This window comes from Streptomyces sp. NPDC056628 (assembly GCF_042792555.1).
Taxonomy (GTDB): Bacteria; Actinomycetota; Actinomycetes; order Streptomycetales; family Streptomycetaceae; genus Streptomyces.
Genome location: NZ_JBHTWG010000010.1, coordinates 57,482 through 82,633, shown reverse-complemented (window position 1 = coordinate 82,633; position 25,152 = coordinate 57,482). Strand labels below are relative to the sequence as shown.

The window sequence follows — 25,152 nt, the reverse complement described above, 5'->3', positions numbered from 1 at the left end:
TCGTGGCCGTGACGTCGCGTCGTCCGCCCGGACGGCAGGCGGGACGTGACGGACCCGGCCTACGGCGCCGACGGCGCGGCCGGTACCGGCGGGCTCTGCTCGTCCTCGGCGGCCACCGGAGCGGGGAGGCGCGCGCCGACGGCCGGTGACGGCGGCTTCGGGGCCCCGGCCCAGCCGGGAACCGCCCGGGGCAGCGCGTAGGGCTGCGCCCCGTACCAGAGGCGGGCCACCCCGTAGCCGAACGCCAGGCAGACCAGACCGCCGACCGCGTCGAGCCAGAAGTGGTTGGCCGTCGCGACGATCACGACGAGGGTCGCGGCCGGGTAGAGCAGGCCGAGGACGCGGACCCACGGTGTCCTCGCCAGAATGAAGATCGTCAGACCGCTCCACACCGACCAGCCGATATGCATGGACGGCATGGCGGCGTACTGGTTCGACATGTTCTTCAGGTCCCCGGAGGCCATCGAGCCCCAGGTGTCGTGGGCCTGGACCGTGTCGATGAAGCCGGTGTTCGTCATCAGCCGCGGGGGAGCGAGCGGATACAGGTAGTAACCGACCAGGGCCACGCCGGTGGTCGCGAAGAGGACCAGGCGGGTCGCCGCGTAGCGGCCGGGGTGCCGGCGGTACAGCCAGACCAGGACTGCGAGCGTCACCACGAAGTGCAGGGTGGCGTAGTAGTAGTTCATCCCGACGATGAGCCAAGTCACGCCGTTCACCGCGTGGTTGACGGACTCCTCGACGGCGATGCCGAGACGGTACTCGAGCCGCCACAGCCAGTCGGCGTTGCTCAGGGCCTCGGCGCGCTGCTCCGGGACGGCGTTGCGGATCAGGGAGTACGTCCAGTAACTCACCGCGATCAGCAGGATCTCGAACCACAGGCGCGGTCGTCGGGGCGCGCGCATCCGGCGCGGGAGTCCCGGCCCCGTCCTCTCCGCGACGGGCTGCGGAACGGCTTCTTCAGGGCCTTCGCGTGTCGTCACGGTAGCGTCACCCATGGGCACAGAGTCTGCCAGAAAAGACTTCTCCGACCGATCATCCTCCGGTCGGGTCCGTGACGCACTTTCCGCCGCTGCTCTCCTCCCGGGGGAGTAGGCCGCAGGTCCCGGACACCCCTAGGGGGTGTCCCGCCGATCGGGCCGGGCTGCCGGCGTCCGGCACCGCGCCTCGCCGCGTTGCCTACGGTCGCCGATTCCCCCGCTGCATCGACTCCCTCCGAGGCCTTGCGACGCACGGCGCCGGACGCCGCTCACCGATCCGGCTCGGTCGACAAGGACGCCCTCAGGAGCGGGCGCGGTCGCCGGGGGCAGAGGCCGTCGAGCCGCGCACGACCAGCTCGGGCATGAACACGAACTCGCTGTGCGGCGCCGGGGTTCCGCCGATCTCCTCCAGGAGCGTCCGTACGGCGGCCTGGCCCATGGCCGGGACCGGCTTGCGCACCGTGGTGAGGGGCGGGTCGGTGAAGGCGATCAGCGGGGAGTCGTCGAAGCCGACCACCGAGATGTCGGTGGGGACCTCCAGTCCCTGCTGACGGGCCGCCCGTATCGCGCCCAGCGCCATCATGTCGCTGGCGCAGACGACGGCCGTGCAGTCACGGGCGATGAGGGCGGTGGCGGCGGCCTGCCCGCCCTCCAGGGTGTACAGGGAGTGCCGCACCAGGTCCCGCTCGATGACGTCCGGCGCCAGGTTCAGCTGCTCCTGCACGGTCCGGACGAACCCCTCGATCTTGCGCTGCACCGGCACGAACCGCTTCGGGCCGAGGGCCAGGCCGATCCGGGTGTGCCCGAGGGAGACGAGGTGGGTCACCGCCAGCGACATCGCCGCCCGGTCGTCGGGGGAGATGAAGGGCGCCTGGACCTTGGGGGAGAAGCCGTCGACCAGGACGAAGGGGACGCCTTGGGCGCGCAGTCGCTCGTAGCGCTGCATGTCCGCGGTGGTGTCCGCGTGCAGACCGGAGACGTAGATGATGCCCGCGACCCCCCGGTCCACGAGCATCTCGGTGAGTTCGTCCTCGGTGGACCCGCCGGGCGTCTGGGTGGCCAGCACGGGCGTATAGCCCTGCCGGGTCAGCGCCTGGCCGATGACCTGGGCGAGCGCCGGGAATATCGGGTTCTCCAGCTCGGGGGTGATCAGGCCGACCAGGCCCTCGCTGCGCTGGCGGAGCCGCACCGGACGCTCGTAGCCGAGCACGTCGAGTGCGGCCAGCACGGACTGGCGGGTGGTGGCGGCGACGCCCGGCTTCCCGTTGAGGACGCGGCTGACGGTCGCTTCGCTCACCCCCGCCTGAGCAGCGATGTCGGCAAGCCGTGTGGTCACGGCACTGGACTGTACCTGTCGTATGCCGCCTTGCACACCAATCGGACGCCGAGGGCGACCCGTTGGCCGGCCCGTGCGGGGCTGCTGCGTCATCGCGCTCCCTCGTGGAAGTCATAGCAAGAGCTTGCAGAGTCTTGCACAAGTGGACCGCGCGCCGCTCCACCCCTGCAAGGAAGCGTCTCACGGCGGTCGCTGGACGGTCACGCCGGGATAACTTCCGCGCTCCCTTGCACTTTTTTGCTGCAAGGTCTTTCGCAAGGATTGCATCGCTGTTACGTTCTCGTCGCCCGGCGGCCGCAAAGGCGCAGTCGGCACGACAGCAGGGGCAGGCAGACGGGGCCGCCCCCGCATCACACGGGCTTTCACCCTCAAGGAGAACTCATGCGGCGTGGCATAGCGGCCACCGCGCTGGTGGCGTCCCTCGCCCTCGCGGCGACGGCCTGCGGCGGAGACGACAGCGGCAGCGACTCGAGCGGTCCGGTGACCATCACCTGGTGGGACACCTCCAACGCGACCAACGAGGCGCCGACGTACAAGGCCTTGGTCAAGGAGTTCGAGGCCGCCAACAAGGACATCAAGGTCAAGTACGTCAACGTCCCCTTCGACCAGGCGCAGAACAAGTTCGACACCGCCGCCGGTTCCAAGGGTGCCCCGGACATCCTGCGCTCCGAGGTCGGCTGGACCCCGGCCTTCGCGAAGAAGAGCTTCTTCCTGCCGCTGGACGGCACCGAGGCCCTCGCCGAGCAGGACAAGTTCAAGGCCAACCTGCTGGAGCAGGCCAAGTACGAGGGCAAGACGTACGGCGTCCCGTTCGTCACGGACACCCTCGCGCTGGTCTACAACAAGCAGCTCTTCGAGAAGGCCGGCATCACCGAGGCCCCCAAGACCTGGGACGACCTCAAGAAGGCCGCCGCCACGATCAAGGGCAAGACCGGCGTCGACGGCTACTGGGGCTCCACCCAGGCCTACTACGCCCAGTCCTTCCTCTACGGCGAGGGCACCGACACCGTCGACGCCGACGCCAAGAAGATCACCGTCAACTCGGCGGAGGCGAAGAAGGCGTACGGCACCTGGCTCGACCTGTTCGACGGCAAGGGCCTGCACAAGGCCGACACGACCGCCGACGCGTACGCCCACATCCAGGACGCGTTCGTCAACGGCAAGGTCGCCGCGATCGTCCAGGGCCCCTGGGAGATCACGAACTTCTACAAGGGCTCCGCGTTCAAGGACAAGTCCAACCTGGGCATCGCCACCGTCCCGGCCGGCTCCAGCGGCAAGGCGGGCGCCCCGACGGGTGGCCACAACCTGTCGGTCTACGCCGGCTCCGACGAGGCCCACCAGAAGGCCGCGCTGAAGTTCGTGAACTTCATGACGTCGGCGAAGTCGCAGGAGACCATCGCGCTGAAGAACAGCACGCTGCCCACCCGTGACGACGCCTACACCGACCAGGTCAAGGCCGACCCGGGCATCGCCGGCTACCAGGGTGTCCTCGCCGCCGCCCAGCCGCGTCCGGCGCTGCCGGAGTACAGCTCCCTGTGGGGTCCGCTCGACACCGAGCTGCCCAAGATCGCGGGTGGCAAGGAGTCCCTGGACAAGGGCCTGAGCACCGCCGAGACGGCCATCGCCAAGCTGGTGCCCGACTTCAGCAAGTGAGCCCCGCGTGGCCGCCGGACCGCCCTGTTGGGGCGGGGCGATCCGGCGGCCGCCCGGCCGTCCCACCGGTCCTTCCCCGGACTTCCTGAACTCCCAGAAGGTGTCGAACCATGACAGTCGCCATCGACCGCGCGACGGGCAAGCGCCGCGGTGACCGTGCGCCCCGGCCAGGGCTCGGGCAGCGCCTGAAGAACAGCTACCAGAAGCACTGGTACGCGTACGCGATGATCGCCCCGGTGATCGTCGTGCTCGGCATCCTCGTGCTGTACCCGCTGGCCTACGGTCTGTACCTCACGCTGACCGACGCCAACAGCCTCAACACCGCGCGCACGATCGGCGTCAACGAGATCGAGGCGACGTACAAGTTCATCGGCTTCGACAACTACGCCGACATCCTCTGGGGCGACACCTCCTACGACCGCTTCTGGTCGCACTTCATCTGGACGATCGTGTGGACGGCCGCGTGTGTGGTCCTGCACTACGCGATCGGCCTCGGCCTCGCCCTGCTGCTCAACCAGAAGCTGCGCGGCCGCACCGTCTACCGCCTCGTCCTGGTCCTGCCGTGGGCCGTGCCCACATTCGTCACCGTGTTCGGCTGGCGGTTCATGCTCGCGGACGGCGGCGTCATCAACTCCGCGCTGGAGGCCCTGCACCTGCCCGCCCCGCTGTGGCTGGAGGACACCTTCTGGCAGCGGTTCGCGGCGATCATGGTCAACACCTGGTGCGGTGTGCCGTTCATGATGGTCTCCCTGCTCGGCGGCCTGCAGTCCATCGACGCCTCCCTCTACGAGGCCGCGGAGATGGACGGCGCCAGCGCCTGGCAGCGCTTCCGGTACGTCACCCTGCCGGGCCTGCGGACGGTCAGCTCCACCGTGGTGCTGCTGGGCATCATCTGGACGTTCAACCAGTTCGCCGTGATCTTCCTCCTCTTCGGCAACACGGCGCCCGACGCGCAGATCCTCGTCACCTGGGCCTACTACCTCGGCTTCGGACAGCAACCGCGTGACTTCGCCCAGTCCGCCGCCTACGGCATCCTGCTGCTGGGCATCCTGATCGTCTTCACCTCGTTCTACCGCCGCTGGCTGAACCGCAACGAGCAGCAGCTCGCGATCTGAGGCAGGAGTTCTTCATGAGTACCACCACAGCCCAGACCTCCGCCGCGGCGACCGGACCGGAGAGCACGGAGAGGAAGCCCCGCCGCACCCGCCGGCGCGGTGAGCCGGGCCTCGCCGGCTCCCTCGCCTCCCATGGCATGCTCACCGTCGCGAGCCTGATCGCCCTGTTCCCCGTCCTGTGGCTGGTGTTCCTGTCCCTGGGCCCGGACAAGGACGACTATCTGCACCCCGGGCGCATCTGGTCCAAGATGACGTTCGACAACTACGCCTTCGTCCTGTCGGACACGAACTTCTTCGACTGGCTGAAGAGTTCGCTGATCGTGTCGCTGGGCACCACAGTGATCGGCGTGATGATCGCCGCCACCACCGGCTACGCGGTCTCCCGCATGCGCTTCCCCGGCTACCGGAAGTTCATGTGGGTGCTGCTGGTCACCCAGATGTTCCCGATCGCGGTCCTGATCGTGCCGATGTACCAGATCCTCTCGGAGCTGGGCCTCATCGACACCTACCTCGGCCTGATCCTCGTCTACTGCTCGACGGCGGTGCCGTACTGCGCCTGGCTGCTCAAGGGCTACTTCGACACCATCCCGTTCGAGATCGACGAGGCCGGGCGCGTCGACGGCCTCTCCCCGTTCGGCACCTTCGCGCGGCTGATCCTGCCGCTCGCCAAGCCGGGTCTCGCGGTGGCGGCCTTCTACAGCTTCATCACCGCCTTCGGCGAGGTGGCCTTCGCCACCACCTTCCTGCTCGACGACCAGAAGTACACGCTGGCCGTCGGCCTGCAGAGCTTCGTCAGCGAGCACGACGCCCAGCGCAACCTCATGGCGGCCACGGCCGTGCTGATCGCGATACCGGTCTCCCTCTTCTTCTACCTCGTGCAGAAGAACCTGGTCACCGGCCTCACCGCCGGCGGCACGAAGGGCTGAGCCGGCCCCGAGAACCCGAGGCGGCCGCCGTGTCCATCCGACCCCGCTGTCACTGCGGCCGCCTCGTCGTCCGCCGCCCGCGCGCGCACGACGCAGACCCGACGACTCCTTCTCCGCCCGTGACACCCACCGTCCGGGCGGGAGACCCCCACCGCATCAAGGAAGCCATGAGCCAGTACCCCACCGCCCCGGCCGAGACCGCTGCCGTCGCCACCGTCGCCAAGCGCCGCGACTGGTGGCGCGACGCGGTGATCTACCAGGTCTACCCGCGCAGCTTCGCCGACAGCAACGGCGACGGCATGGGCGACCTGGAAGGCGTCCGCTCCCGCCTGCCGTACCTGGTCGCTCTCGGTGTCGACGCCGTATGGCTGAGCCCCTTCTACGCCTCCCCGCAGGCCGACGCCGGCTACGACGTCGCCGACTACCGGGCCGTCGACCCGATGTTCGGCAACCTGCTGGACGCCGACGCGCTGATCCGCGACGCCCGTGAACTGGGCCTGCGCGTCATCGTCGACCTGGTCCCCAACCACTCCTCGGACCAGCACGAGTGGTTCAAGCGCGCCCTCGCCGAGGGCCCGGGCTCGCCGCTGCGCGACCGCTACCACTTCCGCCCCGGCAAGGGCGCGAACGGCGAGCTTCCGCCGAACGACTGGGAGTCCATCTTCGGCGGCCCCGCCTGGACCCGGGTCACCGAGCCCGACGGCACCCCCGGCGAGTGGTACCTGCACCTGTTCGCGCCCGAGCAGCCCGACTTCAACTGGGAGCACCCGGCGGTCGGCGACGAGTTCCGCTCCATCCTGCGGTTCTGGCTGGACATGGGCGTGGACGGCTTCCGCATCGACGTCGCCCACGGCATGGTCAAGGCCGAGGGCCTGCCCGACCTGGGCTCCCACGACGAGATGCGGCTGCTGGGCAACGATGTCACCCCGTTCTTCGACCAGGACGGCGTGCACGACATCTACCGGCAGTGGCGGCGCATCCTCGACGAGTACTCCGGTGAGCGGATCTTCGTCGCCGAGGCGTGGACCCCGACCGTCGAGCGCACCGCGAACTACGTCCGCCCGGACGAGCTGCACCAGGCGTTCAACTTCCAGTACCTGGCCACCCACTGGGACGCCGCCGAGCTGCGCGAGGTCGTCGACCGCACCCTGGAGGCCATGCGCCCCGTCGGCGCCCCGGCCACCTGGGTGCTGTCCAACCACGACGTCACCCGGCACGCCACCCGCTTCGCCAACCCGCCCGGCCTGGGCACCCAGATCCGCACCGCCGGCGACCGCGCGCTCGGCCTGCGCCGCGCCCGCGCCGCCACGCTGCTGATGCTGGCCCTGCCCGGCTCGGCCTACGTCTACCAGGGCGAGGAGCTGGGCCTGCCGGACGTCGTCGACCTGCCGGACGAGGTGCGCCAGGACCCCGCGTACTTCCGCGGCGAGGGTCAGGACGGCTTCCGCGACGGCTGCCGGGTGCCGATCCCGTGGACGCGCTCCGGATCGTCGTACGGCTTCGGCGCGGGCGGCAGCTGGCTGCCGCAGCCGGAGGGCTGGGGCGAGCTGAGCGTCGAGGCCCAGACCGGCGACCCGGACTCCACCCTGGAGCTGTACCGCGCCGCGCTGGCCGCCCGGCGCGCCCACCCCGACCTCGGCGCCGGGGACGCGGTGGAGTGGCTGCGGGCCCCCGAGGGCGTTCTCGCGTTCCGGCGCCGGGAGTTCGTCTGCGTGGCGAACACCGGCACCGAGTCGGTGACGATCCCGGCGTACGGGCGGCTGCTGCTCGCCAGCGGTGAGGTCACCGAGACGGACGGCGAGGCGAAGCTGCCGGGCGACACCACGGTGTGGTGGACCGCGGCCTCCTGACGGCCGTTCTGCCAGAATTTTCATCCAACTTCGGACGGCCCGCTGCCTTTTCAGGCGGCGGGCCTTTAACATCTCCGTCACCGCAAGGTAATTGAAAGTTTTCAGCAAGAGCCTTCAACGGTGAAGGAACCCCACATGCACCGCAGATCCCTTCCCTGGGCGGCCGCACTCGCGTCGGCCCTCACCGCCTCCACCCTTGTCATGCACCCGACCGAGGCGGCGGCCTCTCCCCCCGGCACCAAGGACGTCACCGCCGTCCTCTTCGAGTGGAAGTTCTCCTCCGTCGCCAAGGAGTGCACCACCACCCTCGGCCCGGCCGGCTACGGCTACGTGCAGGTCTCCCCGCCCGCCGAGCACATACAGGGCTCCCAGTGGTGGACGTCGTACCAGCCCGTGAGCTACAAGATCGCCGGACGGCTCGGCGACCGCGCCGCCTTCCAGAGCATGGTGAACACCTGCCACGCGGCCGGTGTGAAGGTCGTCGTGGACACCGTCGTCAACCACATGGCGGCGGGCAGCGGCACCGGCACCGGCGGCTCGTCGTACACGAAGTACGCCTACCCCGGCCTGTACTCGTCGTACGACTTCGACGACTGCACCGCCCAGGTGAGCAACTACCAGGACCGCTGGAACGTCCAGCACTGCGAACTCGTCGGACTCGCCGACCTCGACACCGGCGAGGACTATGTCCGCGGCGCCATCGCCGGCTACATGAACGATCTGCTCACGCTCGGCGTCGACGGCTTCCGCATCGACGCGGCCAAGCACATCGACACCGCCGACCTGGCGAACATCAAGTCCCGCCTGTCCAACTCCAACGCCTACTGGAAGCAGGAGGTCATCTACGGCTCCGGCGAGGCCGTCCAGCCCACCGAGTACACCCGCAACGGCGACGTCCAGGAGTTCCGCTACGCCTACGACCTCAAGCGGGTCTTCAACAACGAGAACCTCGCCTACCTCAAGAACTACGGCGAGGGCTGGGGCTACCTGAGCAGCTCCAGCGCCGGTGTCTTCGTCGACAACCACGACACCGAGCGCAACGGCTCCACCCTCAACTACAAGGACAACGCCAACTACACCCTGGCCAACGTCTTCATGCTGGCCTGGCCCTACGGCGCGCCCGACATCAACTCCGGCTACGAGTTCTCCGACATCGACGCCGGACCGCCCAACGGCGGCTCGGTGACCGCCTGCTGGCAGAACGGCTGGAAGTGCCAGCACAACTGGCCGGAGATCAAGTCCATGGTCGCCTTCCGCAACGCCACGCGCGGCCAGGCCGTCACCAACTGGTGGGACAACGGCGGCGACGCCATCGCGTTCGGCCGGGGCTCCAAGGGCTTCGTGGCCATCAACCACGAGTCCGGCTCGCTGAGTCGCACGTACCAGACGTCGCTGCCCGCCGGCACGTACTGCAACGTGCAGAACAACACCACCGTGACGGTGAACTCCGCCGGTCAGCTCACCGCGACCCTCGGCGCGAACACGGCCCTGGCCGTATACGCCGGCAAGTCGGGCTGCTGAGCGGGCAACTGAAAGTTTTTGCCGGTGGTTTCAAGCCTCTTGCTGTAAGCGTTGCGACGGCGATACGGTCGCGCGGGGTCGGACCCGAAGAGCCGCAATCGCAAGGAGCCCCTCTGTGATACCGAGATGGCCGTCGCCGTGGAGGCGCCGAACCACCCATGCCGGACGGGTCGCTGCGGTCACCGTGACCACGCTGGCCGCAGCGCTCGTCCAGCCACTCGCCGCGCGGGCGGCGACCCCGCCGGCGCCGCCGTCCGACGCGAAGCTCGCCGCCGAGCCCGCCCGGCACGACGCGACCCGCGAGCAGTTCTACTTCGTCCTGCCGGACCGGTTCGCCAACGGCGACACCGGCAACGACAAGGGCGGCCTGACCGGTTCGCGCCTGTCCACCGGCTACGACCCCACCGACAAGGGCTTCTACCAGGGCGGCGACCTCAAGGGCCTGACCCAGCGCCTGGACTACATCAAGGGCCTGGGCACCACCGCCATCTGGATGGCGCCGATCTTCAAGAACCGGCCCGTGCAGGGGACGGGGAACAACGCCTCCGCCGGCTACCACGGCTACTGGATCACCGACTTCACCCAGGTCGACCCGCACTTCGGCACCAACAAGGACCTCGAGACCCTCATCTCCAAGGCCCACGCCAAGGGCATGAAGGTCTTCTTCGACGTCATCACCAACCACACGGCCGACGTCGTGGACTACGAGGAGAAGTCCTACGACTACCTCTCCAAGGGTGCCTTCCCCTACCTGACCGAGGACGGGCGGCCGTTCGACGACGCCGACTACGCGGACGGCACCCGGCGCTTCCCCGCCGTGGACGCCGACTCCTTCCCGCGCACCCCTGTCACCGGCCCGACGAAGAAGGTCCCGTCGTGGCTCGACGACCCGACGATGTACCACAACCGCGGCGACTCCACCTTCGCCGGGGAGAGCTCCGGGCACGGTGACTTCTCCGGCCTGGACGACCTGTGGACCGAGCGTCCCGAGGTCGTCAGCGGCATGGAGAAGATCTACCAGCGCTGGGTGCGCGACTTCGACATCGACGGCTTCCGCATCGACACGGTCAAGCACGTCGACATGGAGTTCTGGACCCAGTGGGCCACCGCCCTGGACTCCTACGCCGCCCAGCGCGGCCGCGACGACTTCTTCATGTTCGGCGAGGTGTACACCTCCGACACGGACATCACCGCGCCCTACGTCACCCAGGGCCGCCTCGACGCCACGCTCGACTTCCCCTTCCAGGAGGCGGCACGCCAGTACGCCTCCCAGGGCGGCAGCGCGCGCAAGCTCGCGTCCGTCTTCGGCGACGACTACAAGTACACGACCGACAAGGCCAACGCCTACGAACAGGTCACCTTCCTCGGCAACCACGACATGGGCCGCATCGGGTCCTTCCTCAAGCAGGACAACCCGAAGGCCACCGACGCCGAGCTGCTGAAGAAGGACCGGCTCGCCAACGAGCTGATGTTCCTCAGCCGGGGCAACCCGGTCGTCTACTACGGCGACGAGCAGGGCTTCACCGGCGCCGGCGGCGACAAGGACGCCCGCCAGACCCTGTTCGCCTCGAAGACCGCCGACTACCTCGACGACGACCAGATCGGCACCGACCGCACCCACGCCGCCGACGCCTACGACACCAAGGCCCCGCTGTACCGGCAGATCAGCGCCCTCGCCGAGCTGCGCAAGGCGAACCCGGCCCTCGCCGACGGAGTCCAGACCGAGCGGTACGCCGCCGACGGCGCCGGCGTCTACGCCTTCTCCCGCACCGACGCCCGCAAGGGCACCGAGTACGTCGTCGCCTTCAACAACGCGGACGACGCCCGCACCGCGACCTTCGCCGTCGGCTCGGCGAACACCACCTACACCGCCCTCCACGGCACGAAGGACGCCGCCCGCTCCGACGCCGACAAGAAGCTCACCGTCACCGTTCCGGCGGGCGCGGCGATCGTCCTGAAGGCCCCCGGACGGCCCGCGCGGCCCGCGGCCGAGCCGACGCTCACCCTGAAGGCCCCCGCCGCGGGCGCCACCGGCACCGTGGAGATCTCCGCCGACGTCGACGGCGGGCAGCTCAACCGCGTCGTCTTCGCCGCGCAGACCGGCAACGGCAAGTGGCGGGTCCTCGGCTCCGCCGACCACGCCCCCTACAAGGTCCGCCAGGTCGTCGGCGCGGACGTGGCGCCCGGCACCGCCCTGCGCTACAAGGCCGTCGTCGTCGACGCCGCAGGCCGCACGGCCTCGGCCACCGCGTCCTCCACGACCGGCACCCCGCCGGCCCCGGAGACCCCCACCGCCGCCTCCCGCGACTACGCGATCGTCCACTACAAGCGCACCGACGGCGACTACGCCGACTGGGGCCTGTACGCCTGGGGCGACCTCGCCGACGGCGAGGCCACCGAGTGGCCGGCCGGCCACCCCTTCACCGGCCGGGACGCCTACGGCGCCTTCGCCTACGTCAAGCTGAAGCCGGGCGCCTCCAGCGTCGGCTTCCTGGTCGTCGACAAGGACGGCACCAAGGACGTCTCCGCCGACCGCACGATCGACGTCACCAAGACCGGCGAGATCTGGATCGAGCAGGGCAAGGACACCGTCCGCACCGAGCGGCCCGCGGCCGACTACCCGGCCCCGGACAAGAGCAAGGCCGTCCTGCACTACCACCGCGCCGACGGGAACTACGACGGCTGGGGACTGCACACCTGGACCGGTGCCGCGAACCCCACCGAGTGGTCGAACCCCCTGAAGCCGGTCAAGACTGATACGTATGGTGCGGTCTTCGAGGTACCGCTCACCGACGGTGCCACCAGCCTCAGCTACATCCTCCACAAGGGCGACGAGAAGGACCTGCCCGCCGACCAGTCGCTCGACCTCACGGCGAACGGCCACGAGGTGTGGCTGGTGAGCGGCCAGGAGAAGTACCTGCTCCCGCAGCCCGCGGGCTCGGCCGCCGCGCTCGACCCGACCACCTCCAAGGCCGTCTGGATCGACCGGAACACCGTCGTCTGGAACGGCTCCGAGGGCGCCGCCTCCACCCAGCTGCTCTACAGCCGCGACGGGGGCATCGAGGCGAAGGACGGCGCCCTGACCGGCGACGCCCGGTGGCTGCGCCTGGCGAAGACCTCCCTCACCGACGCCCAGAAGGCGAAGTTCCCGCACCTGAAGGACCACACCGCCTGGTCCGTCGACCCGCGCGACCGCGACCGCGTCCGCGAGGCCCTGCGCGGCCAGGTCGTCGCCTCCCAGCGCGCCGCCAACGGTGCCGTGCTCGCCGCGACCGGTGTGCAGCTCGCCGGTGTCCTCGACGACCTCTACCGCGCCGCGACCCAGGCCGACCTCGGCCCGGTCTTCGCCAAGGGCCGTCCGACGCTGTCCGTCTGGGCGCCCACCGCCCACTCGGTGAAGCTGGAGATCGGCGGCGCCACGGTCGCCATGCACCGCGCCGACAGCACCGGCGTCTGGTCCGTCACCGGACCCGCGTCCTGGAAGAACAAGCCCTACCGGTACGTCGTGAAGGTCTGGGCGCCCAGCGTCCGCAAGATCGTCACCAACAAGGTCACCGACCCCTACTCGGTGGCCCTCACGACCGACTCCCGGCGCAGCGTCCTCGTCGACCTCGGCGACCGCTCGCTGGCACCGCGCGGCTGGACCACCTACACCAAGCCGAAGGCGGTGCCGCTGAAGGACGCCCAGATCCAGGAGCTGCACGTCCGGGACTTCTCGGTGGCCGACGAGACCGTCCCCGCGAAGGACCGCGGCACCTACCGCGCGTTCGGGGACAAGCTCAGCGACGGCTCCCGGCACCTGCGGAAGCTGGCCGAGGCGGGCACGTCGTACGTCCACCTGCTGCCCGTCTTCGACATCGCCACCATCCCCGAGAAGAAGTCCGAACAGGCCGTCACCGACTGCGACCTGGCCTCCCTGCCGGCCGACTCCGACCAGCAGCAGGAGTGCGTGGCGAAGACCGCCGCGAAGGACGCCTACAACTGGGGCTACGACCCGTACCACTACACGGTCCCGGAGGGCTCCTACTCCTCCGACCCCGACGGCACCACCCGCACCGTCGAGTTCCGCCAGATGGTCAAGGCGCTCAACGAGGACGGCCTGCGCGTCGTCATGGACGTCGTCTACAACCACACGGCGGCGGCCGGCCAGGCGGACACCAGCGTCCTGGACCGGATCGTGCCCGGCTACTACCAGCGGCTCCTGGCCGACGGCTCGGTCGCCAACAGCACCTGCTGCGCCAACACGGCCACCGAGAACGCCATGATGGGCAAGCTCGTCGTGGACTCCGTCGTCACCTGGGCCAAGGAGTACAAGGTCGACGGCTTCCGCTTCGACCTCATGGGGCACCACCCCAAGGCCAACATCCTCGCGGTCCGCAAGGCCCTCGACGCCCTGACCCTCGCCAAGGACGGTGTCGACGGCAAGAAGATCATCCTGTACGGCGAGGGCTGGAACTTCGGCGAGGTCGCCGACGACGCCCGGTTCGTCCAGGCCACGCAGAAGAACATGGCCGGCACCGGCATCGCCACCTTCTCCGACCGCGCCCGTGACGCCGTGCGCGGCGGCGGCCCCTTCGACGAGGACCCGGGCGTCCAGGGCTTCGCGTCCGGGCTCTACACCGAGCCCAACACGTCGAAGAACAACGGCACCGAGGCCGAGCAGAAGGCCCGCCTGCTGCACTACCAGGACCTGATCAAGGTCGGCCTGTCCGGCAACCTCGCCGGCTACCGCTTCACCGACACCGACGGCAAGGAGGTCAAGGGCTCCGAGGTCGACTACAACGGCGCCCCCGCCGGCTACGCGGCCGCCCCCGGCGACGCCCTCGCCTACGCGGACGCGCACGACAACGAGTCGCTGTTCGACGCGCTGACGTACAAGCTGCCCGCCGGGACGAGCGCGGCCGACCGCGCCCGGATGCAGGTGCTCGCCATGGCCACGGCCACCCTGTCGCAGGGCCCGGCGCTCTCCCAGGCCGGCACCGACCTGCTGCGCTCCAAGTCGCTGGACCGCAACTCCTACGACAGCGGCGACTGGTTCAACGCCATCCACTGGGACTGCGCGGACGGCAACGGCTTCGGCAGGGGCCTGCCGCCCGCGGCTGACAACGCCTCGAAGTGGCCGTACGCCAAGCCGCTGCTGGGCGGCGTCAAGGTCGGCTGCCCGCAGATCGAGGGCGCCTCGGCGGCCTACCGCGACCTGCTGCGGATCCGTTCGACGGAGAGCGCCTTCTCCCTCGGCACCGCCGCCCAGGTGCAGGCGAAGCTGTCCTTCCCGCTGTCCGGCAAGGACGAGACGCCCGGCGTGATCACCATGCGCCTCGGTGACCTCGTCGTCGTCTTCAACGCCACGCCCGAGCGGCAGAAGCAGAAGGTCGCCCCGCTCGCGGGCACCGGCTACCGGCTGCACCCGGCCCAGGCCGAGGGCGCCGACCCGGTCGTCAGGTCCGCGTCCTACACGGCGGGCTCCGGCACCTTCGACGTCCCGGCCCGCACGGTCGCCGTGTTCAGCCGGACCAGGTGACACCGAGCTGAACGAAGGGGCGGTCCGGTCACCGGGCCGCCCCTTCGCACGCCGAGGTTAGGGTGGGAGCCGCCGACCCGGAACAGGAGCGCCCATGCCGCAGATCACCGTCGACTACTCGCAGCAACTGGCGGACGACTTCGACCGCCCCGCGTTCGCGCGGGCGCTGCACGCCGCCGTGGTCGACATCGCGGCCGCCAAGCCGCCCGCCTGCAAGACACAGTTCCGCCGCACCGAGGACACCACGGTCGGCGACGACACCGCCGGGCACGCCGTCGTGCACGTCACCCTGGGCCTGCTCGCGGGCCGCACCGAGGGGACCAAGGCGCGGCTCACCGAGGCCGTGCTCGACCTGCTGCGGACCCATGTGCGGCCCGCCGGGGGCCTCGCCCTGCACGCCTCCGCCGAGGTCCGCGACCTCGACCCGTCGTACCGCAAGGACGAGAGCTGACCGCGGCTACGACGCCAGCGCGACCAGCCGGCCGACCAGGTCGCTGAAGGGGCCCTCGGCCGGCTCGTCCGCCAGCACGCCGCGCAGAAGCGCTCCCATCTCCTCGTCGTGGGCCGCGCTCACCGCGGCCAGCGCGGCGAAGTCGTGCACCAGCTGGACCTCCAGTTCACGGCGCGGGATACGCCGGCCGTCCAGCCAGATCAGGGCCGTGGACTCCGCCAGCGAGATCCACGAGCGGACCACCAGCTCCAGCCGCGCGGGCGGGTCCGTCACGCCCAGGTGCGCAAGGATCTGGACATACGCGGCCTGCCGCACGGAGTCGATGAGCGCGTTCGTCGCCGTCGAGCCGACGGCCGGGCCGCCCCGCATCAGCGCCGAGAAACCGGGCCCGTGCTCGTCGACGAAGTCGAAGAAGCGGTGCATCACCCGCAGCAGCCGGGCGCCCAGCGGACCCTCCCGCGGCTCCACGAACCGGCCCGCCAGCTCCTCGGCCGCGCGCCTCAACGCGGCCTCGTACAGGCTGAGTTTGCCGGGGAAGTAGTGATAGACCAGCGGCCGGGAGATCCCGGCCGCCGACGCTATCTCGTCGATGGAGACCTCGTCGGGCGAGCGCTGGCTGAACAGTTCGAGGGCGACGCCGATCAACTGCTGGCGCCGCTCGTCGACTCCCATTCTTCGGCGTACCCCGGTAGTCATACGAACACCTTACCGATCGATTCCGGCCCTGAACGGACGGGACCGACCACGGGTGTTCATCTCAGGACGCCGACCCGCCCCCGCCGGCCCTCACTTGAGGCCGCCGATCGTCCGCCCGTCCTCCAGCGTCCCCTTCAGCTCCGCCCGCGCCCCCTGCCGCGCCGGAAGCGCCAGCAGGCTCCCCGTGGAGGAGCCGCGCACGCCGCCCGACGCCCGGACGGCCTCCGTGTCCCGGGCGCCGGCCGCCAGCAGGTACCAGCCGCCCGACTGGGCCTTCCACAGCACCCCGGCCAGCACATGCGGTTCCCGCGGCCCGCACGCCGGCACGTTCTGCGCCTTCGCCACCACCGCCGCCTGCGCGGTGCCCGGCGTACGGAACTGCGCCAGCACCCGCTCGCCGCCGCCCCGCCAGGTCTCGGCACGCGTGCACACCCAGTCCCCGTCACCGCTGCCGTCCGGCAACGGCTGGTGCGCGTACGGCCAGGCGTTCACCGACCGCACGCCCGCCGAGCCCAGGGCGCCCAGCCAGCACGCGTTCGGTGCCCAGGCACGCAGCGCCCGCGCCCCGGTGACGTCCCGCGCCTGCCCGGGACGCCCGGCGGTGAGCCGCGCCGGGACCAGCTCGGCGAGGTCGGTCAGCAGCCGGGTGCCCGTGCCGTCCGTCACCTGCAGCACGTTCCACGAGGTGCAGGAACCGCCGCCCGGCCGGGCCGCCGGGCTCGACATCGGCGAGGTGACCCCGCCGGTCACCGTGAGGCCCATCGCCCCGGAGCCCGGCTCGACCAGGTCCCGCTCGGCCGCCTCGCGCACCCAGGGGGCCAGCAGATAGCGGACGTTGCCGTCGGCGCGGCTCAGCACCACCGCGCTCGCCTCGGCCCGGGTCGCGCCGTCGACACGGGAGAAGTCCAGGGCGGCGCCCGCCGTGCCGTCCGTCGGCTCGGCGTAACGGGCCACGCGCAGGCCGTCGTACAGGAGCACCACGCGCACCGAGTCGACGGTGCCCGCGTACAGCAGCTGCGGCGCCCCGGGCGGGCCGCCCGCCGGGGTGCCCGGGGTCGCCGACACCGCGACCGTCTCACCGGGGCGGGCCCACACCGCGAGGGCGCGGCGCAGCAGCGCCGAGTCGTCGGTGAGGTCGCCGCGCGCGGGCCACACCGAGAAGTCGGTGCGGGCGGACGACTGCCAGGCCGCCACCGGCACCTTCGTCAGCTGGGCGGGGTCGAGGGCCGCCTCCGCCGACGGGTTGCGCGCGTACGGGGGAGCGGCCGGGCCGTCGGGCGCCCAGCCCTCGCCCGGCAGGCCGAGCAGCGCCCCGCACACCAGCAGGGCCGCCCCCGCGGCCAGCACGGCCCGCAGATGCTGACGGCGCCGCATCAGATCGGTCGGCCGGGCCTGCAGCGAGCAGGGGTCGAACTCCGGGGACTCCAGGAGCGCGTACCGCGCCTCCACGCCGTCGGCCTCGTCGAGCGCGTCGTCCGGGTCCTCGACCCCGGCCGCCTCCAGGACGGCCCGTACGCCGCCGTCCGGCAGCTTCTCCAGGCCGCGCAGCACATAGGCGGCGCGGGCCGGGGCGGACAGCGCCGACAGCTGCTGGTCCAGGGCCAGTTCGTCGGCGCCGCCCGACCGGGGGAACAGACGCAGGCCCCAGACCTGGGGCAGCAGGGGCGGCAGCTGGGAGCGGCGGGGCCAGACCGCCCGCTTCAGCGGACGGCCCGCCTCCAGGGCCGCCCGCAGCAGCCGCGCGCGCAGGAACGCGTACCCGGGGTCGCCGTCCCGGCCGCTCGACTGGGCCGGGATCGCGGGCGTCGGCGCCGAGCGGCCGCGGGGCAGCGCCCGCTGGGTGAGGGAGTGCGCGGTCAGGACGCGCCGGTTGCGCCCGAGACCCGGTGGCAGCACCAGGTAGGCGAGGCGGACCAGACGCGGGTAGTGCTCGACGAGCGCGGCCTCGGCCCGCTCGACGTCCACGACCGGGCCGACCGAACTGGCTGCGGGGCGGGAGGCGACATCCTGTGACTGCACGTTCAGCAGAACGAGCGAATCGGCGGTTGGTCACCGCGGCCCCGGCCACTGCCGGTGCCCGGACGGCCCGGGTCACGCCTCCTGCGGCTGCGGCTCCGTGAGCGCACGCGCGTAGTTCGCCATCGACCGCTGGTAGCGCGGCAGATGAGGGGCGAGCGCGCCCAGCACCAGCGCCAGCCCCTCCCGGTCCCGGCCGAGGCTCGACAGGCACAGCGCCAGCGTCGCGCGCACGGCGTCGTCCAGCTCGTCGGACGGCCCGTCCAGCTCCGGCGTCAACAGCGCGACGCCCTCCTCCGCCCGCCCCACGTTCCTGAGCGAGCTCGACATCTGGATCTTGGCCCGACGCCCCTTGTATCCGCTCAGCCCGCGCGCCAGCGCGTCCCGGTACAGCGGCACGGCGCGGTCCGAGTGTCCCGTGGAGTCCCAGGCGCAGGCCTGCTCGAAGGGGCCGAGCGGGCTGCCCTCCGGCAGTTCGGCCACCAGCGCGTCGATGAGCGCGCGGAACTCGGCCGCCCGCTCCTCGGGGTAGTCGTCGAAACTCGCCCATGCCGCGGTGACGCGGTCCTCCCAGTGCTGGTCCATCGGATCACCCTCGCACACCCGTTCCGTGAGAGCCTCCTGTTTTGAGCGCATCGCACACCGCAGCCGTATGGGAGACGAGGGCCCGGCCGGGCTCTGTGCGGCATGGACCGGAGGACGAGATGAGACTGACCCGACCGATGCTCGCGCTGACCGGCGCGGTGGCGGTGCTCGCGCTGGCCGGGTGCGGCGCCGGCGGCGACGACGAGGCGAAGGCGCCGCGGACGGCGACCGGCAGTCTGGAGCAGCTGGCCGCCAAGGCGAAGTGCGACCCGAACATGCAGACCGACGCCGACGAGATCCGGCAGGCGATCTGCACGGCGGGCAAGGACAAGTACATCCTCGCCACCTTCGCCACGGACCGCGGTCAGGCCGAGTGGCTGAGCGGCGCGAAGGACTACGGCGGCTACTACCTCGTCGGCCGCAAATGGGTCGCCGTCGGCCAGGAGAAGACGGTCACGGCCCTCCAGGGCAAGCTCGGCGGAACGATGGAAGAGGGCTCCGAGCACATGAATCCCGGCGGCAGCCACAACAAGGGCGGTCACCACGGCTGATCCTCACCGAGCACGGAAAAGGCCGGCGGCGGTATTACCCGCCGCCGGCCTTTTCCGGTGGGCCGGGGACTAGTCGCAGTCCTGGCCGCTGTTGATGCAATCGACCATCTGGTTCATCAGGTTCTCGTCGAAGAAGTTGATGAAGTCGTTGTGGTCGGTGATCGGCTTGTGCAGCTGGTCCGGGAAGGAGTCGATCGCGAAGGCGTTCTGCACCTGCCCGTTCTCGATCTGCGGGGCCTGGATGTCGTACTCCAGGCGGACCTGGAGCTGCGGGATGGCCTTGAAGCCGTTGGCGCAGCTGCCGTCCGCCTGCACGAACGCGACGTGCGTGCGGTGGTTGGCGCTGTCGATGTTCTGCCCGTCCCAGCAGCTCTGGAAGTTGGACGTGCGCACCACGTTGCTGCCGTCCGGGCAGATCGGGTACTTGTCCGTCACCTGGCGGTCCTCGAAGCCGGTGCAGCTCCAGGCCGTGTTGGCGTTGTTCAGGCCGTTGACGAAGGACTTGGCGTCACCGGTGATGATGCGCAGCGCCTTCGGCATCGCGACGACGTCGCCGGTCCGGTTGCCCACGAACTTCAGCTGGGCCTCGGCGGGCGCGACGATCTTGCCGACGTTGCCGTCCTGACCGCCGCCGGGCTGGCCGGCGTCGATGTCCTGCGAACCGTCCTGGATCCGGATGACCGGCCAGAAGTACGACGACTTGTCGCCCTGGTTCTGGCAGGTGGTGTCCGCGCCGGCCAGGTCCTGGTCGCTCGCGAAGGCGTTGTTGCTCTGGTTGCCGACGTAGTCGTGCTGGTGCTGGGCACCGTTGCTGACGCCGGGCGCCACGATCACGTTGTCCGAGTTGCGGTTCGCGTTCTCGTTGGTGCCGCACCGCGTGGTGAAGCTGCCGGTCGAGCCGCCGTCACCGTTCGCGGCCAGACCGTTGGGCAGGTTGCGGGAGTTCGGCTGGACGTCCTCGATCTTGATGAAGTCGTCCGCCACGGGGCCGTTGCCGGCCTGCCCGCCGTTGTCCTGCTGCCCGCCGCCGTTGTCCTGTCCGCCGCCGTTCTGCCCGCCGTCCTGCTGGCCGCCGTTCTGCTGCCCGCCGTTCTGCTGGCCACCGTCGTTCTGGCCGCCGTCCTGCTGACCGCCGCCGGTCGGCTGCTCCGCCGGGACGCCCTGGCACTGCGCCCACCGGTTCAGATCGCGCGGGGCCTGCCCGCCGCCCCGGTTGATGCTGACGCGGATCCGGTCGAGCGTGGCGACGCGCTTGGACTTCAGCGGGCTGAGGATGGCGTTGCCGACGTAGTTGGCGTCACCCGCCTGCGCCTGCCGCGTCTGCGCGAGCCGGGTGTAGGCCGCCGTGATCTGCCGGTCGAGCAGCGCCAGCTCCTTGGCGACGGTCCTGCGCGCGCTTCTCGGCACCTTGGTCAGCCGCTGGCCGACGTCCGGGCAGTTGATCGTCGCGACGCGTGCGGACGTGGACTTGGTCCGGTTCCAGCCGGAGTTGTTGTCCTCGTGCGCCGATGCATAGAAGTTGGCCCAGACAAGCCCGCCCCCACCGAGCGCTAGGGCCGCCGATGCGGCAATGGCCTTGGTGGCCAGTGGCGTACGGCGTTTTCTTGTGTTGCGTCCCATGGAACTCCTCTGACTTCCTTTTTCGGGGGCATCGAGGCGCCCGACAGGAGTGAAGCGGCGCCCTCTCATACGGAGGGCGCCCCATGGGTGTTCAGCCGTCCCGGAAATCCGTCACAGATTCATATGTACGGCGGGTGCTCAACAGCCCCTGCAATACTGCGAGTTGTTGATCCCGTACGACGGGTGAAGGGGCAGGTCAGGCGGCGGAGCCGTCTTCGGCGGCCGCGAGGGCCTTCGCCTCCAGCTGCGGGTCCAGGCCCTTGACGGTGCGGTCCGCACGCTGCGGCGCGGTGCCGCCGAGGCCCTGGAGCCACCGCCAGGTGTCGGCCACCGTCTCGGCGACGGGACGGCACCGCAGCCCGCTCGCCACGGCCCGGGAGACGTCCGCCGCGTGCAGCGCGTCGTGCAGGTCGCTGCCCGGAGGCACCCACACCGGGAGCTGGGTCCAGGGCTCGATGCCCGCGCCGAGGACGACGCCCGGGTCGACCCAGCGCAGCTCGGCGTCCGGCCCGGCCACCGCCGCGCAGGCGTCGAGGAGCTCGCCCATGGTGCTGTGCCCCTGGGGGCTCATCAGGTTGTACGGGCCGCTCAGCCCGGCCTCCACCGCGCCGAGGATCCACTCCGCGAGGTCCCGGACGTCGACGTACTGGAGCGGAAGGTCGCGCGGGCCGGGCGCCAGGACCGGTCCGCCGCGCGCCATCCGGTTCAGCCACCACGGCAGCCGGCCCACGTTCTCGTACGGCCCGAGGAGCAGTCCCGCCCGCACCAGCAGCGAGCGGCCGGCCCCGAAGCCCTCGACGGCGGCCAGTTCGCCGCCCCGCTTGTCCCGCGCGTAGTCGGTCGGCCCGGCCCCCGCGTCGGCGCCCTCGACCACCGGCGCCTCCTCGCTGTACCCGGCGGGCGGGGCCCACGTGTACACCGAGCAGCTCGACACGTACACATACCGCCCGGCGCGGTCCCGCAGCAGCCGCGCCGCGTCCCGGACCGGGCGCGGCGCCGCCGACCAGGTGTCGACCACGGCGTCCCACGTCTCGTCCCCGGCGAGGGCGGCGAGCCCGCCGGGCGCGGTGCGGTCGCCGTGCAGCGACCGCACCCCGGCCGGGGGTTCGTGCCGCCCCCGATGGAGGACGGTCACCTCCCAGCCACGCCCGAGCGCCGCCTCCACGACCGCCCGTCCCGCGAACTCCGTACCACCCAGCACCAGAAGTCTCATACCGCCGACTCTGCACGCCCAGGGCGCGGGACGGAACGGCGCTCTGCCGAGGGCAGAGAGCGCGGCGTGCGGTCAGCGCCCCGCCGGCGGGGCGTACTTGTAGCCGACGCGGCGGATCGTGCGGATGGTGTCCCGGTGCTCGGCGCCCAGCTTGCGGCGCAGCCGGGCGATGTGCACGTCGACGGTCCGGCCGTCGCCGACATGGCCGTACCCCCACACCGTGGTGACCAGCTGGTCGCGGGTGTGCACCCGGTGCGGGTGCGCCACCAGATGCGCGAGCAGCTCGAACTCCAGGTAGGTCAGGTCGAGTTCACGTCCGTCGACGGCGGCGGTGCGGCGTACCGGGTCGATGGCGACCAGCGGGTCGTCGACGGGCTCGGCGGCCGGCACGAGCGCCGGCTGCCGGTCGGCCGGGACGAGCACCAGGTAGCCGACCATCGGCGGCTGCCCCGGCAGGGCCGGCAGGGAGTGCTGGGGGGCGGGCAGCCAGGTGGCGCCCGGCGGCAGGAGGTCCGCGACGTCGATCACCTCGTCCCGGTCGACGGCACGCAGATGCTGCCGGACACCGGTCGACGAGGGGGAGGGGAGCGTGGGGGCGGAGGACAGGGAACGGGTGGTCGCCATGGGAGGTCAGCTCTTTCGCGCGAGAGGTCCGTGGGAAGACGTACGTCGTGTCGCGCTGGCCGAGGGCCGGGGTGACGGCTCTACCGGGCCGGCGCGGTCAGCGCGCGGCAACACACCCGGTCGAAGTCGTGGTGCTGACGGGAAGGCCAGAACGGCTCCAGGTCGAAACGACCCGTCGCGGAGAGGTTCTGGAAGCCGGCCATGTACCCATTGAAGCAGACACCCGCCCCCGAGGGGACCCTTCGGAACAACCCCCGGACCGTTTCCCGCTGGTCACCGGCGTGACGTTGATCGCTTTCCCGCACGGGAAAGGGGCGCCCACCGGTGACGGTGGGCGCCCCTTCGCACAGCCGGGCGGCGGCCGGTCAGACCTGGCCGGCCTTCTCCAGCGCGGAGCAGCAGGTGTCGACCAGTAGACGGGTCACCGTGTAGGGGTCGACGTTGGCGTTCGGGCGGCGGTCCTCGATGTAGCCCTTGCCGTCCTTCTCGACCTGCCACGGGATGCGGACCGAGGCGCCGCGGTTGGAGACGCCGTAGGAGTACTCGTTCCACGGGGCGGTCTCGTGCAGACCGGTGAGGCGGTCGTCGATGCCGGCGCCGTAGTTCTTGACGTGGTCGAGCGGCTTGGAGCCCTCACCGAGGGACTCGCAGGCGGTGATGATGGCGGCATACCCCTCGGGTCCTTCACGCATCGCCTTGGTGGAGAAGTTGGTGTGCGCGCCGGCGCCGTTCCAGTCGCCCTTCACCGGCTTCGGGTCCAGGGTCGCCGCGACACCGAAGTCCTCGGCCGTGCGGTACAGCAGCCAGCGGGCCACCCACAGCTGGTCGGAGACCTCCAGCGGGGACAGCGGGCCGACCTGGAACTCCCACTGGCCGGGCATGACCTCGGCGTTGATGCCGGAGATGCCCAGGCCCGCCTTGAGACAGTTGTCCAGGTGGGCTTCGACGACGTCACGGCCGAAGATCTCGTCGGCGCCGACACCGCAGTAGTAGCCGCCCTGGGGGGCCGGGAAGCCGCCCTTGGGGAAGCCGAGCGGGTAGCCGTCCTTGAAGAACGTGTACTCCTGCTCGATGCCGAAGATGGGCTCCTGCGCGGCGAACTTCTCCGCGACCTCGGTGAGCGCGGCACGGGTGTTGGACTCGTGCGGCGTCATGTCTATGTTCAGGACCTCGCACATCACGAGGAGGTCGTCGCCGCCGCGGATCGGGTCGGGGCAGGTGAAGACCGGCTTCAGCACGCGGTCCGAGGCGTGACCCTCGGCCTGGTTGGTGGAGGACCCGTCGAAGCCCCAGATCGGCAGCTCGGCACCCTTGGCGTCGTCCGCCAGGATCTTCGTCTTGGAACGGAGCTTGGCCGTCGGCTCGGTGCCGTCGATCCAGATGTACTCAGCCTTGAAGGTCACGGGCCACTTCCTTCGGGGTGGGTCAGGGCGCGTACTGCGGGTACTGCGGCGCCGCGGCACGGGGGCGCCGCTCTCTCGCTGTCCGGGAGCCTGTCAACAGGCGATTTCCCGGCCATTGCCCAGGTGTGAACCCCGTGTTACCGGGTGCCGGTGTGGCCCGATCGACGCGGTGAGCACCCGCGCGAAGCACACCGGGCGGGGTCCGGCGCCGGGGGAGGGGCGCCGGACCCGCACTCGTATGCGATGCCGGGGGCCCCGCCCGGACGGCACACGCGGGGCCCCGCCGCTCGTGACCGCGAGCGGCGGGGCCCCTGACACGTACGGCGTCGTGGTCGCCCGGTCCTCACCCCACCTTCTCGATCACGGCCCGGCGGATGAGGAACTTGCCGGGCTCACGGACCTGCTCGAAGGCCGCGTTGTTCAGCAGCACACAGCTGCCCGAGACCGAGGTGACCTCCACCGTCGTGGACTTGTTGTTGTCCAGGTTGGTGACCTTCAGCTTGGTGCCCGCCGGGAACTGGTTGCTGGACGCGGCGGGTGCCCCGCCCTCGCCGGACAGCGTGACGGTCGAGCCGTTGCAGACCTGCTGGCCCGCGGCGGCGCCGCCACCGGCGTTGCCGTTCCCCGCGTTCTGGCCGTTCCCCGCGCCGCCGGCGTTCTGCCCGGCGCCCGCGTTACCGGCCGCCTGGCCCCCGTTTCCGGCCGCCTGGCCCCCGTTCCCGGCCGCGCCGCCCGCCGGAGCGCTCGGCTGTGCCGCCTGGGAGCCCTGAGCCGACTCCCCGACGGCGCACCCGGACGCCTCCTGCTGGACCTTGATCTGCTTGATGACGGCTTCGCGGTTGGCGATGCGGGCCTGCGACTGCGCGTCCGGGTTGGCCCGCTGCCCGTCGATGAACCGCTGGTTGTTGCCGAGCGCCGTGGCGAGGCCCTGGCACACCGTCGAGTCCGCGGCGGACTTGACGGTCGCCGTGGGCGTCTGGGAGGCGTTCGAGGTGCTCGCCATGACAAATGCACCGCCTCCCGCCACCGTCGCCGCACTCACCAGCAGGGCGAGCTTCTTCTTCGTGCTGACAGTTCTCCTGCGCGACATCCGC

The 25,152-nt window shown here is 71.0% G+C and carries 19 protein-coding genes; 8 read left to right on the top strand and 11 right to left on the bottom strand.

What is annotated here, in order from left to right; all coding sequences use genetic code 11:
* Positions 1-59 precede the first annotated feature (59 nt).
* Entirely contained in the window at positions 60-995 is a 936-nt protein-coding gene (locus tag ACFRAC_RS15655; protein ID WP_382924429.1) for a phosphatase PAP2 family protein, read from the bottom strand.
* Positions 996-1,278: 283 nt separating this feature from the next.
* On the bottom strand, positions 1,279-2,313 hold the full coding sequence (locus ACFRAC_RS15650) for a LacI family DNA-binding transcriptional regulator (RefSeq protein ID WP_382924428.1): 1,035 nt from the start codon (positions 2,311-2,313) through the stop codon (positions 1,279-1,281).
* A 381-nt stretch (positions 2,314-2,694) separates the two neighbouring features.
* On the opposite strand from ACFRAC_RS15650, the gene ACFRAC_RS15645 reads away from it, so the two are divergent.
* The 7 genes from ACFRAC_RS15645 (at position 2,695) to ACFRAC_RS15615 (ending at position 15,350) form a co-directional block, all read left to right on the top strand.
* Entirely contained in the window at positions 2,695-3,966 is a 1,272-nt protein-coding gene (locus tag ACFRAC_RS15645) for an extracellular solute-binding protein (RefSeq protein WP_382924427.1), read from the top strand.
* A gap of 110 nt (positions 3,967-4,076) precedes the next feature.
* Positions 4,077-5,081: a carbohydrate ABC transporter permease gene (locus tag ACFRAC_RS15640; RefSeq protein WP_382924426.1), complete on the top strand. Its 1,005-nt coding sequence runs from the start codon at positions 4,077-4,079 to the stop codon at positions 5,079-5,081.
* 14 nt (positions 5,082-5,095) lie between these two features.
* Complete coding sequence (locus tag ACFRAC_RS15635) at positions 5,096-6,007, top strand: sugar ABC transporter permease (RefSeq protein WP_382924425.1); 912 nt, start codon at positions 5,096-5,098, stop codon at positions 6,005-6,007.
* A 167-nt stretch (positions 6,008-6,174) separates the two neighbouring features.
* Complete coding sequence (locus tag ACFRAC_RS15630; RefSeq protein ID WP_382924424.1) at positions 6,175-7,857, top strand: glycoside hydrolase family 13 protein; 1,683 nt, start codon at positions 6,175-6,177, stop codon at positions 7,855-7,857.
* A gap of 135 nt (positions 7,858-7,992) precedes the next feature.
* Positions 7,993-9,378 (top strand): alpha-amylase family protein, encoded by a 1,386-nt coding sequence (locus ACFRAC_RS15625; protein ID WP_382924423.1) that lies wholly within the window; start codon positions 7,993-7,995, stop codon positions 9,376-9,378.
* Between the two features lie 115 nt (positions 9,379-9,493).
* Positions 9,494-14,899 carry a pullulanase-type alpha-1,6-glucosidase gene (pulA, locus tag ACFRAC_RS15620; RefSeq protein ID WP_382924422.1) on the top strand — a complete coding sequence of 1,802 codons (5,406 nt, stop codon included), beginning with the start codon at positions 9,494-9,496 and terminating at the stop codon, positions 14,897-14,899.
* A 94-nt stretch (positions 14,900-14,993) separates the two neighbouring features.
* Entirely contained in the window at positions 14,994-15,350 is a 357-nt protein-coding gene (locus tag ACFRAC_RS15615) for a 5-carboxymethyl-2-hydroxymuconate Delta-isomerase (RefSeq protein ID WP_382924421.1), read from the top strand.
* Between the two features lie 6 nt (positions 15,351-15,356).
* On the opposite strand, the gene ACFRAC_RS15610 is transcribed toward ACFRAC_RS15615, so the two are convergent.
* The 3 genes from ACFRAC_RS15610 to ACFRAC_RS15600 form a co-directional block, all read right to left on the bottom strand.
* On the bottom strand, positions 15,357-16,046 hold the full coding sequence (locus ACFRAC_RS15610) for a TetR/AcrR family transcriptional regulator (RefSeq protein WP_382924420.1): 690 nt from the start codon (positions 16,044-16,046) through the stop codon (positions 15,357-15,359).
* A gap of 90 nt (positions 16,047-16,136) precedes the next feature.
* On the bottom strand, positions 16,137-18,065 hold the full coding sequence (locus ACFRAC_RS15605) for a hypothetical protein (RefSeq protein ID WP_382924419.1): 1,929 nt from the start codon (positions 18,063-18,065) through the stop codon (positions 16,137-16,139).
* A gap of 72 nt (positions 18,066-18,137) precedes the next feature.
* Positions 18,138-18,647 (bottom strand): tetratricopeptide repeat protein, encoded by a 510-nt coding sequence (locus ACFRAC_RS15600; RefSeq protein ID WP_382924418.1) that lies wholly within the window; start codon positions 18,645-18,647, stop codon positions 18,138-18,140.
* A gap of 119 nt (positions 18,648-18,766) precedes the next feature.
* Between ACFRAC_RS15600 and ACFRAC_RS15595 the strand changes: the two genes are divergently transcribed.
* Positions 18,767-19,198 (top strand): hypothetical protein, encoded by a 432-nt coding sequence (locus tag ACFRAC_RS15595; RefSeq protein WP_382924417.1) that lies wholly within the window; start codon positions 18,767-18,769, stop codon positions 19,196-19,198.
* A gap of 69 nt (positions 19,199-19,267) precedes the next feature.
* Here ACFRAC_RS15595 and ACFRAC_RS15590 read toward each other — a convergent pair whose 3' ends face one another.
* The 6 genes from ACFRAC_RS15590 to ACFRAC_RS15565 form a co-directional block, all read right to left on the bottom strand.
* Complete coding sequence (locus ACFRAC_RS15590; protein ID WP_382924416.1) at positions 19,268-20,818, bottom strand: DUF1996 domain-containing protein; 1,551 nt, start codon at positions 20,816-20,818, stop codon at positions 19,268-19,270.
* Between the two features lie 196 nt (positions 20,819-21,014).
* On the bottom strand, positions 21,015-22,031 hold the full coding sequence (locus tag ACFRAC_RS15585) for an SDR family oxidoreductase (protein ID WP_382924415.1): 1,017 nt from the start codon (positions 22,029-22,031) through the stop codon (positions 21,015-21,017).
* Positions 22,032-22,103: 72 nt separating this feature from the next.
* Entirely contained in the window at positions 22,104-22,655 is a 552-nt protein-coding gene (locus tag ACFRAC_RS15580; RefSeq protein ID WP_361343705.1) for a winged helix-turn-helix domain-containing protein, read from the bottom strand.
* Between the two features lie 80 nt (positions 22,656-22,735).
* Positions 22,736-22,858 carry a hypothetical protein gene (locus ACFRAC_RS15575; protein WP_382924414.1) on the bottom strand — a complete coding sequence of 41 codons (123 nt, stop codon included), beginning with the start codon at positions 22,856-22,858 and terminating at the stop codon, positions 22,736-22,738.
* Positions 22,859-23,020: 162 nt separating this feature from the next.
* On the bottom strand, positions 23,021-24,058 hold the full coding sequence (glnII, locus tag ACFRAC_RS15570; RefSeq protein ID WP_382924413.1) for a glutamine synthetase: 1,038 nt from the start codon (positions 24,056-24,058) through the stop codon (positions 23,021-23,023).
* A 343-nt stretch (positions 24,059-24,401) separates the two neighbouring features.
* Positions 24,402-25,148, bottom strand: coding sequence for a hypothetical protein (locus tag ACFRAC_RS15565; RefSeq protein ID WP_382924412.1), 747 nt, complete (start codon positions 25,146-25,148; stop codon positions 24,402-24,404).
* Positions 25,149-25,152 lie beyond the last annotated feature (4 nt).